This is a genomic window from Rheinheimera sp. (assembly GCF_036568245.1).
In the GTDB taxonomy this organism is placed as follows: domain Bacteria; phylum Pseudomonadota; class Gammaproteobacteria; order Enterobacterales; family Alteromonadaceae; genus Alishewanella.
The window spans coordinates 1-7,698 of sequence record NZ_DATCSY010000222.1 but is presented as its reverse complement, the minus strand read 5'-3'; the positions used below and the strand labels follow the sequence as shown (position 1 = coordinate 7,698).

At 52.8% G+C, this 7,698-nt stretch carries 8 protein-coding genes; all 8 read left to right on the top strand.

Going from position 1 to position 7,698, the window contains the following annotated elements:
* On the top strand, positions 1–784 hold a 784-nt coding region (cysG, locus tag VIN66_RS10290; RefSeq protein ID WP_331923906.1), incomplete at its 5' end, for a siroheme synthase CysG.
* A gap of 10 nt (positions 785–794) precedes the next feature.
* A complete protein-coding gene (gene cysD / locus VIN66_RS10285; RefSeq protein ID WP_331923905.1) occupies positions 795–1,706 on the top strand; it encodes a sulfate adenylyltransferase subunit CysD in 912 nt (303 codons plus the stop codon).
* A complete protein-coding gene (gene cysN / locus VIN66_RS10280) occupies positions 1,706–3,157 on the top strand; it encodes a sulfate adenylyltransferase subunit CysN (protein ID WP_331923904.1) in 1,452 nt (483 codons plus the stop codon). The genes cysD and cysN overlap by 1 nt, the downstream gene beginning before the upstream one ends.
* A complete protein-coding gene (locus tag VIN66_RS10275) occupies positions 3,157–4,878 on the top strand; it encodes an SLC13 family permease (protein WP_331923903.1) in 1,722 nt (573 codons plus the stop codon). The genes cysN and VIN66_RS10275 overlap by 1 nt, the downstream gene beginning before the upstream one ends.
* Positions 4,879–4,891: 13 nt before the next feature.
* The gene (gene cysC / locus VIN66_RS10270; RefSeq protein ID WP_331923901.1) at positions 4,892–5,491 is read left to right on the top strand and encodes an adenylyl-sulfate kinase; all 600 of its coding nucleotides are present in this window, start codon (positions 4,892–4,894) and stop codon (positions 5,489–5,491) included.
* Positions 5,492–6,253 (top strand): 3'(2'),5'-bisphosphate nucleotidase CysQ, encoded by a 762-nt coding sequence (gene cysQ, locus VIN66_RS10265; protein WP_331923900.1) that lies wholly within the window; start codon positions 5,492–5,494, stop codon positions 6,251–6,253.
* A 64-nt stretch (positions 6,254–6,317) separates the two neighbouring features.
* Positions 6,318–7,013 (top strand): 16S rRNA pseudouridine(516) synthase RsuA, encoded by a 696-nt coding sequence (gene rsuA / locus VIN66_RS10260; RefSeq protein ID WP_331923899.1) that lies wholly within the window; start codon positions 6,318–6,320, stop codon positions 7,011–7,013.
* 3 nt (positions 7,014–7,016) lie between these two features.
* The gene (locus tag VIN66_RS10255; RefSeq protein WP_331923898.1) at positions 7,017–7,667 is read left to right on the top strand and encodes an START domain-containing protein; all 651 of its coding nucleotides are present in this window, start codon (positions 7,017–7,019) and stop codon (positions 7,665–7,667) included.
* The last annotated feature ends 31 nt before the right edge of the window (positions 7,668–7,698 follow it).

The window sequence follows — 7,698 nt, the reverse complement described above, 5'->3', positions numbered from 1 at the left end:
AGCCGGTGAAGTGTATGTAGTGGGCGCCGGCCCCGGCGACCCGGAATTGCTGACGCTAAAAGCACTGCAGCTGATGCAACAAGCCGATGTCGTGGTGTATGACTACCTGGTATCGGATGAGATTATGCAGCTGGTGCGCCGCGATGCCGAGCGCATTTGCGTTGGCAAACGCGCTGGCGACCATTCCGTGCCGCAACAGGAAACGAATCAGCTGCTGATTGATCTGGCACTGGCCGGTAAAAAAGTCTGCCGTTTAAAAGGCGGCGACCCTTTTATCTTCGGCCGCGGAGGTGAAGAGATCCAGGCGCTGCTGCCACATAATATTGCGTTTCAGGTAGTACCTGGCGTTACTGCCGCAGCAGGCTGTGCTGCCTATGCCGGTATACCGCTGACGCACCGTGACTATGCACAAAGCGTGCAGTTTGTTACCGGCCATTGCCGGCCTGATGGCACAGAACCAGACTGGCATAGCATGAGCAAAAGCAATCAGACTCTGGTAGTTTATATGGGCCTGATGAAGGCAGAACATATTCAGCAACAGCTTATCGCTGCCGGGCGAAGTAGTAGTACACCTGTCGCCATTATTGAAAACGGCACCCGGCTTGAGCAACGTATTGTTAGCGGCGAGTTGGATAACCTGGCCGCACTGGTGCAACAGCATCAGGTAAGCTCGCCGGCGCTGTTGGTGATAGGTGAAGTAGTAAGTTTACAGCAAGATTTACATTGGTTTGGCCAAAGGCCGCAGAGCGCGGTATTCGGCCAGGCTCTGACCCGGATGGAGTGAGGATTAACAGATGTCTGAATTAGCCAGTGCGTTATCGCACTTACAGCAACTGGAAGCAGAAAGTATTCATATCTTTCGCGAAGTAGCGGCCGAGTTTAAAAAGCCGGTGATGCTGTATTCCATCGGTAAAGACTCGTCGGTACTACTGCATCTGGCACGTAAAGCCTTTGCACCGGGTAAGATCCCATTTCCGCTGCTGCATGTAGACACCAACTGGAAGTTTCGCGAGATGATTGAATTTCGTGACCGCCTGGCCAAAGAATACAACTTTGAGCTGCTGGTACATAAAAACCCGGAAGGCCTGGCGATGAATATCAACCCTTTCGTACACGGCAGCGCCAAACATACCGACATTATGAAAACCCAGGGCTTAAAGCAGGCGCTTAACAAGTATGGTTTTGATGCCGCCTTTGGTGGTGCACGGCGGGATGAAGAAAAATCACGCGCTAAAGAACGGGTGTATTCGTTTCGTGATAAGCACCACCGCTGGGATCCGAAAAACCAGCGGCCAGAGTTGTGGAACCTGTACAACGGCGCCATCAACGAAGGCGAAAGTATCCGCGTGTTCCCGCTATCCAACTGGACTGAGCTGGATATCTGGCTGTACATCCTGCAGGAAAATATCGACATAGTCCCGCTGTATTTGGCTAAACCGCGGCCGGTGGTAGAGCGCAGTGGCACCCTGATCATGGTAGATGACGAGCGTATGCCTCTGGAAAGCGGTGAAGTGCCGCAAATGAAGTCGGTACGCTTCAGAACCCTGGGTTGCTACCCGCTGACCGGGGCGATTGAGTCCACCGCCGATACGCTTGAGGGCATAGTAGAAGAGATGTTACGCGCCCGCACTTCTGAGCGTCAGGGCCGGGTGATCGATCAGGATCAGTCCGGTATGGAACTGAAAAAACGCGAGGGCTATTTCTAATGTCGGCTGTAAACGTTACCTCGTTGAACGAGCAATTAAACACTCTGGGTATTCGTGGCTACTTACAGCAACACCAGGATAAAGGCCTGCTTAGGGTATTAACCTGTGGCAGCGTCGATGATGGTAAAAGCACGCTGATTGGCCGGCTGCTGCACGACAGCCAGCAGCTGTATGATGATCAGCTGGATGCGTTAAAACGCGACCACAAAGGCCGTAACAGTGAAGGCGAGCTGGAACTGGCCATGCTGGTCGACGGTTTGCAGGCAGAACGCGAGCAGGGCATTACCATTGATGTCGCCTACCGTTATTTTTCTACCACCGAGCGCAAATTCATTCTGGCCGATACGCCAGGGCATGAACAATACACCCGTAATATGGCTACCGGCGCATCTACCTCTGATGTAGCCATACTGCTGATTGACGCGCGTTATGGTGTACAAACCCAAACCCGCCGCCACAGCTTTATCTGCTCGCTGTTGGGCATTAAGCATTTAATCGTAGCGGTGAATAAAATGGATATCGTCGGCTACAGCGAACACACCTATCAGGCAATCAAGCAAGATGTGCAGGCGCTGATGGCACAGCTGCAGGTACCTACTGTCGATGTCGTGCCGATCAGTGCGCTGAAAGGCGAAAACATTCTGACCTTATCGGCCAATATGCCGTGGTACACCGGCACCGCCTTGCTGCCATTACTGGAAACCTTACCCATTCCGCAGCGCGGCGGCGAGGCTACCCGTTTTCCGGTGCAATATGTTAACCGGCCGGATCTCAACTTCCGTGGTTTTGCCGGCTCCCTGGTCAGCGGCCGTTTAGCGGTGGGCCAGGCGGTTACGGCTTACCCCTCTGGTAAAAAAAGCACGATTAAGCAACTGGTTAGCTTTGAAGGCGAACATGCTTCAGCCGTAGCCGGCCACGCGATTACCGTGACGCTGAACGATGAGATTGATATCAGCCGTGGCGACTGGCTGGTGCCATCTGATGAAAATGTGACACTGACTAACCGCGCGCTGGCGTATGTGGTCTGGTTTAACGATCAGCCGTTACAGGCTGGCCGCTTGTACGATTTAAAGCTGGCGACACGTAAAGCCAGTGTCAGCATTAACCGGCTGAACCATAAGGTGAATATAAACACGCTGGCACAGGAAGCTGCCGAGCAGGTTACAATGAACGACATTGCGCTGGTCGAGTTAGAGCTGACCGAAACACTGCCGCTGGATACCTTTAAAAATCAGCCCGGTACCGGCAACTTTATTCTGATTGACCGGCTGAGCAACGCCACAGTGGCAGCTGGCTTAATTCAGAACGTCCTGGCCGAGGAAAAAGCGACACCAAACATCAGCGCTTTTGAGCTGGAGCTGAATGCACTTATCCGTAAGCATTTCCCGCACTGGGGCGCCCGCGATGTGCGTGAACTGTTCAATGCAGAACAGCCGAAGGTAGAGCAGTAATGGCCTATCAGCAGTATGGCGTAATAGCGCTGCTGCTGGTGCTGGTAGCGGCGCTGATCTTCAGTAAACGCTCGCCAGCGCTGTGGTTCGGTGGCGCCCTGCTGCTAAGTTATCTGGTAGGCTGGTTGCCGCTGGAAAAGGCGCTGCAGAACTTCGCCAACCCATCTCTGGTGACGCTGCTGCTGTTATTGCTGGTGTCTATTGCTATTGAAAAATCGCAGTTGGTCAGTTGGTTAAGCCGGGGTTTTGCCGGTAAGCGCTTAGGTAGTGTTATTGCCCGTTTAAGCTTATCTACCGCTTTTATGTCGGCCTTTATTAATAATACTGCTGTGGTATCTACGCTGATGTCATCGCTTAGGCACCATAACCACTTTGCGTCATCCAAGCTGCTGTTGCCGCTGTCTTACAGTGCCATTCTCGGTGGCATGCTGACGCTTATCGGCACCTCAACCAACCTTATCGTCAATGGCTTTGTTGAGCAAACCGGCGAGCCAGTACTGGGCTTTTTCGACTTTACCTTGTTAGGCGCGCTGGTGTTGGCGGCCGGCATCATCGTTCTGGTGATTGGCAGCCGCTGGCTACCGGATAACCGCGAGCAGGATACCGATGCCACGCCCTATTACTTAACGGCCCATGTGCGCGATGACAGCCAGTTAATTGGCAAAAGTGTCGAACAAAACCAGCTGCGTGAACTGCAGGCGTTGTTTCTGGCTGAAATTCAGCGCGGCCCGGAACGTATTTGCCCGGTAACGCCGGAAACGGTGATCGAAGCAGGTGATGAACTGCGCTTTGTTGGCGATATCGCTGCCGTATCACGCTTACAGCAGTTCCCCGGCCTGGAATTACTGCGCCAGGACCAGCAACAAGGTGAATTGCTGGAAGCGGTGATCAGCTACAGCTCGCGCCTGGTGGGTAAGAGCTTGAAGCAACTGCGTTTTCGCCATGAATACGATGCGGTAGTTATTGCCGTGCGCCGCGGCCACGAGCGCCTGCAAGGTGGCCTCGGCGATTTGATTTTGCATGCCGGCGATGTACTGATTTTGTCGGTCGGCAAACACTTTCCCGGCCAGCACCAACTGAGCCAGGAATTTATTTATGTGAATGGCCTGTCTATCGCCACGCCCCTGGCGAAACAAGCCAGCAACTGGGTATTACTGGGCTTTGTTGCCGCATTAGCGTTATCGGTGTTTAATCTGGTGCCTTTGGTGAAAAGCTTGCCGGTGCTGTTGCTGGCTTATGTTGCTATGGGTGCGGTGACAATAAAAGAGCTGAAAAACCGCTTTCCGCTGGAGCTGTGGTTAATAGTCGGCTCAGCCATTGGCCTGGCGCAACTGATGATCCAAACCGGTGTGGCCGGCACTGTAGCCGATGGGTTAATTGCGCTGGTAGACGGCAGCGGCGCCTATGGTGCGCTGATAGCAGTTTTCGTCGCCACCTGGCTGTTTACTGAGCTGGTAACCAATAACGCAGCAGCGGCGCTGACGTTTCCGATTGCCCACGCTATTGCACAAAACCTGGGCGCCGATCCGGTACCGTTTTTTATGGCAGTGGCTTTTGGTGCTTCTGCCAGTTTTATTTCACCTTTCGGTTATCAGACCAACTTAATGGTGTACTCTGCAGGCAATTATCAACTGCGTGACTATATCCGCCTTGGTGTACCTATGGCGTTGGCATACAGTGCGGTGGTATTGATTTTTTTACCGCTGATTTATCCGTTTTAAGTGACGAAGAGCAATGACACATAACGATATTAAATGGCAGCAGCATTCAACTGATGCTGCGCAGCGTGAAGCTTTGTTTGGCCACAAAAGCGCGGTGATTTGGTTTACCGGTTTGTCGGGTTCAGGCAAATCGACGGTAGCCAATGCCCTGGAGCAAGCGCTGGTAGCGCAAGGTAAACACACCTACCTGCTGGACGGTGACAATGTGCGCCATGGCTTATGTGCAGACCTGGGCTTTAGTGCCGAGGACAGAACCGAAAACCTGCGCCGCGTAGGCGCGGTGGCAGGCCTGATGGTCGACGCCGGCCTGTTGGTATTAAGTGCCTTTATTTCGCCTTACCGCAACCAGCGCGAGCAGGTAAAGAGCTTTATCCCGGCTGAGCGCTTTATTGAAGTCCATATCTCGACACCACTGGAAATCTGCGAGCAGCGCGACGTTAAAGGCCTGTACAAAAAAGCCCGTGCCGGTGAAATAAGTAATTTTACCGGTATTTCCGACCCATACGAAGCACCGGAGCACGCCGATTTAGTACTGGACACCTCTGTCACATCGCTGGAAGATAGCGTGAAACAGCTATTACAACTGCTGACGTTAAAAGGGATTATCAGTTAAATGACTTTGCTGAACGCCGTAATTAGCATTGCCGAACAGGCCGGCGCTGCCATTTTGGATATTTATCAAAAAGATAGCGCAGCATTTAATATCACCGGTAAAGCGGACAATTCACCACTGACCGCAGCCGATCTGGCCTCACATCAACTGATTGTCAACGCATTGCAAGCGCTCACGCCAAAGCTGCCGATCCTGTCAGAGGAAGCCGCTGATATCAGCTGGGATATCCGTAAAACCTGGCAACGCTACTGGCTGGTTGATCCGTTAGATGGCACCAAAGAGTTTATTAAGCGTAATGGCGAATTCACCGTTAACATAGCGCTTATCGAAGACGGTGAACCGGTATTGGGTGTAATATACGCGCCCGTGCTGAACAAAACTTATTATGCGGCGAAAGGTGAAGGCACCTTTGTTAAGCACGGCGATGCAAGCCGGGCAATTAGGGTAGCGACGCCAGGTGATACTGTACGGGTTGTTGGCAGCCGCAGCCACCCCAGCCCGGATCTGGCCGGTTATCTGGCGCAATTTCCCAAGCATGATATGGTACCGGTCGGCAGTTCATTAAAGTTCTGTTTAGTAGCAGAAGGCAGTGCCGATGTCTACCCGCGCTTTGGCCCGACCATGCAATGGGACACCGGTGCCGGCCATATTATTGCACTGGAAGCCGGCGCCACTGTCAGCTTTGACGGTATTAGCCGCCAGGTGTATCAGCGCGAAAACCTGCTTAACTCTAACTTTATCGTTTCTGCCCTGCCAGATTGAGCTAGCGACTAAACCGGCAAAATTCGTTACACTAAAGCGCATAACTACAGGTGATGTAAGACTTATGCGTTTAGACAAATTTATATGCGACTGCACCGGCCTGACCCGCAGTCAGGCTGGTAAAGTGATCCGCCAGGGCCTGGTGACGTTAAACGGTGACAAAGTAAAACAAGCCGCGCTGCAGGTAAAGGACAGCGATACCGTCTGCCTGGACGACGAAGAGTTGCAGCTGATTGGCCTGCGCTATTTCATCATGCACAAGCCTGATGGTTATGTTTGCTCAACCGACGATCCCGATCACCCTACCGTATTCACACTGATGGATGAACCTTTGGTCGAGCGCCTGCATACCGTTGGCAGATTGGATTTGGACACCACAGGCCTGGTGCTGATAACTGACGACGGTCAGTGGTCACACCGCATCAGCAGCCCGAAACACCATGTGGCTAAAACCTACCGCGTCTGGACGGCTGACCCTATACCGGCGTCAGCAATCACGCAGTTTGCTGAAGGCGTAATGCTGCGTAACGAGAAAACCGCCACCCTGCCCGCCGAGCTGGAAATTGTGGCCGACAACGAAGCCTTATTGACCATCCACGAAGGCCGCTACCATCAGGTAAAACGCATGTTTGCCGCTATCGGCAATAAAGTGGTGCAGTTGCACCGGGAGAAAATTGGCGAACTGCAACTGCCTGAAGACTTAGCACAAGGTGAGTATCGCGAGCTGGAGCCAGCTGAGCTGGCGATGCTGAAGGTATAACCGGTGCGTGCCCTACTGTGGTCTGTATTACTCAGCTTTGCTGTCGCAGCACAAGCCGCTGACTGGCAAGACTACAAAACTGACGGCGTTACCACAGTGGAGTATCGCCATAGTGAAAGCGGCCTGTTGCAGCTGCGGGCTACCACAAAAGTACCGTCACTAACCGGGGCATTTTTGCATTTGCTGGAAGACACCGCCAATATCAACCGCTGGGCGCAGAACACTGAGAAAGCTGTGTTACTGGCCCAACCGGATAGCCGTAGCCATATAGTACACACCTATTTCACTGCGATTTGGCCGGTATCTAAACGCGATATGATTACACAATCGAGCTGGCAGCAAGACCCAACAACTGGTGTGCTGACGATGACAGTGTCTGACATGGGCCAGCACTTCCCGCCTGAACAGGGCTATGTGCGAATGCAGCAGGTACAGGGCAGCTGGACACTCACACCTCTCGAAAATGGTTTACTGCAGATCCAATATCAGGGGCAGGCAGACCCCGCCGGAAAATTACCGCAGTTTATTGCCGACAAAGTCGCGCTGAAAGCGCTGTTCAAAACCTTTACCGGGTTGGAGAAGGTATTGCCGCAGTATCAGCAGCCTTATCCGGAAGTTGCAGAACTGACAATCAGCTCCTTGACGCAAAACTGACAAAAAAGCGCCTTAACGGCGCCTTTTTCAG